We start from the raw sequence: 1,811 nt of genomic DNA, 5'->3' as shown, positions 1-1,811 counted from the left end.
GGTTGTTCCCTGGTCGCGTCGACGGGCATCTGTCGGCGGCGTACGTGTCGAAGCTGATCAGTCGTGCTCTGCCCGAGGGCGTGACCGCGCACCCGCTGCGGCACCGGTTCGCGTCGCGCGCGTACGCCGCGGAGCGCGACATCCGGGCTGTGCAGGAGCTGCTCGGCCACGCGAGCGTGGCGACGACGCAGATTTACACAGCGGTCCCGGATGCCGCGCTTCGACGGGCTGCTCTCGCGGCTTAGTCGCTGCCGTCGTCGAGGAGTCCTTCGGGCGCTTTCGGTGGAGGCGGCGGCAGGCCTCGATAGATGTGGTCGACGAGGGATCGCGAGTAGAGCCACCAGGCGCGGTCGCGCCGCTCGAGGCGCGTGATGCGCTTCGAGTGGTGGATGAGCAGCGTCGATCCTGTCGCGATGGATCCGGCGAGCACGGCGCCTATCGCGGTGATGAGCGCGACGATGTCAGCGTCCGTCATTTGCCGAGGTTCGCGCCCGCGGTCGCGAGCGTGATGCTTCCGCAGATGGCGGAGACGATGCCGGCCGTGGAGAGAACGACGGTCGGGTAGCCGCCCGCGATGCCGGCCGACACGATCGCTCCTGAGGCCGCGCCGATCGGTCCGACTACCCAGTAGATGATCTTCCGCGCGTTCAGAGACATGCCTCCGACGACGTCGGCCACGAGCTGCTGACCCTCGGTCGAGTTGATGGCGTTCTCGACGTCGGCGACCGCTGGCGGGATGCCGGACGATCCTGACCCGTCGGTGGAGGTCGTGATGGTGTCGCTCATTTTGGTTTCCTTTCTCAGACTGACTTGAGGGTGAGTCCCGCGAGCGCGGTCTTGATCGCGCCCGTCAGGTCCGTGGAGGACGTGGCGGCCGCGAGCTTCTTCGCGATGGCGTCCACCTGCGCGTCGGTCAGCGTGGTGGACTGGTATCCGCCGAGCGTCGTGCAGGGCAGGATCTTCGACGGCGTCGACGGGAGCGCTTTGAGCTGCGCGGCGGTGTAGTTGCCCATCGCGCACTCGTCGAGGATGGCCTGCGCGTAGGCGGACGTGGTGTGCACGCTCTTCGCCGCGAGGAGGTCGGCCGCTTTGAGGTGCGGGTCGGGCTCGGTGATGTACTCGATGTACCGGCCGGGGACGACGAGATAGGTCTGGTTGGCCCAGTCGTCGATGGTCACGATGATTGGCATGTCGTCTTCGCTTTCTGTGGTTGCCGCGGCGGTGGCGCCGAGGTCGATGGTGTAGCCGAGGAAGCCGGTCTGCGCGCCGAGGTACGGTCGCCCGACCTGGTTGGTGCGCTGCTGGATGGTGCACGTGCCGACGCGTCCGGAGGACGGCCAGTCGGATGCGCGAACGTAGCCGCCGCCGAGGGAGATACAGATGTCTCCGGCCGTCCAGTTCTCATCGCCCGCCCAGCGTGGTCCGCTGGTGGCGCCCCAGAGAACGACGGAGCCGCGCGGCGGTTCGGCGAGCGTGCCGAGCTTGCCGCCGTCGTTGTTGTAGACGTCGATCGCGTCCGGGTATTGGCCGGCGTGCGCGCCGATGGAGGAGAGGTTGCCGAAGTAGCCGTTCACGGTCGCGAGGCAGTATCCGGGCGTGTTCGTGGTGGTCTGCTGTGCACGGTTCGCTGCGGCGAGCCCGTCGATGGTTGTCATGCGTGCTTCCGATCTGTCAGGTGAGGTTGACCCATTTGGTTCCGTCCCACCGTTTGCCGATGGTGATGGTGACCCACGAGCTGCCGTTCCACCGCTTCTTCGTGGTCGTCGCGACGAACGTCTCGCCGTCGCGGCTGACCTTCCCGCCGGCGAGGG

The 1,811-nt window shown here is 67.5% G+C and carries 4 protein-coding genes; 1 reads left to right on the top strand and 3 read right to left on the bottom strand.

The genetic code is table 11. From position 1 onward, the window contains the following. Positions 1-245: tyrosine-type recombinase/integrase (locus tag H623_RS0101330; RefSeq protein ID WP_022899139.1), on the top strand; the 245-nt coding region annotated here is incomplete at its 5' end. Here the strand turns inward: H623_RS0101330 and H623_RS0101325 are convergent. From H623_RS0101325 to H623_RS20815, 3 genes are read right to left on the bottom strand one after another with little or no spacing between them, the layout of a single operon-like run. Further along, positions 242-475 (bottom strand): hypothetical protein, encoded by a 234-nt coding sequence (locus tag H623_RS0101325; RefSeq protein ID WP_022899138.1) that lies wholly within the window; start codon positions 473-475, stop codon positions 242-244. The two genes, H623_RS0101330 and H623_RS0101325, sit on opposite strands and share 4 nt — an antisense overlap. Continuing rightward, the gene (locus H623_RS0101320; RefSeq protein ID WP_022899137.1) at positions 472-786 is read right to left on the bottom strand and encodes a hypothetical protein; all 315 of its coding nucleotides are present in this window, start codon (positions 784-786) and stop codon (positions 472-474) included. Before H623_RS0101320 ends, H623_RS0101325 begins: the two co-directional genes overlap by 4 nt. 14 nt (positions 787-800) lie before the next feature. Further along, complete coding sequence (locus H623_RS20815) at positions 801-1,655, bottom strand: hypothetical protein (protein WP_022899136.1); 855 nt, start codon at positions 1,653-1,655, stop codon at positions 801-803. Between the last annotated feature and the right edge of the window lie 156 nt (positions 1,656-1,811).

Source organism: Humibacter albus DSM 18994 (genome assembly GCF_000421825.1).
Lineage (GTDB): Bacteria > Actinomycetota > Actinomycetes > Actinomycetales > Microbacteriaceae > Humibacter > Humibacter albus.
The sequence above is the reverse complement of the archived record's forward strand: the minus strand, read 5'-3'. Positions and strand labels throughout refer to the sequence as shown.

Excerpts from the sequence above, each read along its gene's own strand:
- H623_RS0101325 (WP_022899138.1), bottom strand. The coding sequence starts at position 475 with ATGACGGACGCTGACATCGTCGCGCTCATCACCGCGATAGGCGCCGTG.
- H623_RS0101320 (WP_022899137.1), bottom strand. The coding sequence starts at position 786 with ATGAGCGACACCATCACGACCTCCACCGACGGGTCAGGATCGTCCGGC.
- H623_RS20815 (WP_022899136.1), bottom strand. The coding sequence starts at position 1,655 with ATGACAACCATCGACGGGCTCGCCGCAGCGAACCGTGCACAGCAGACC.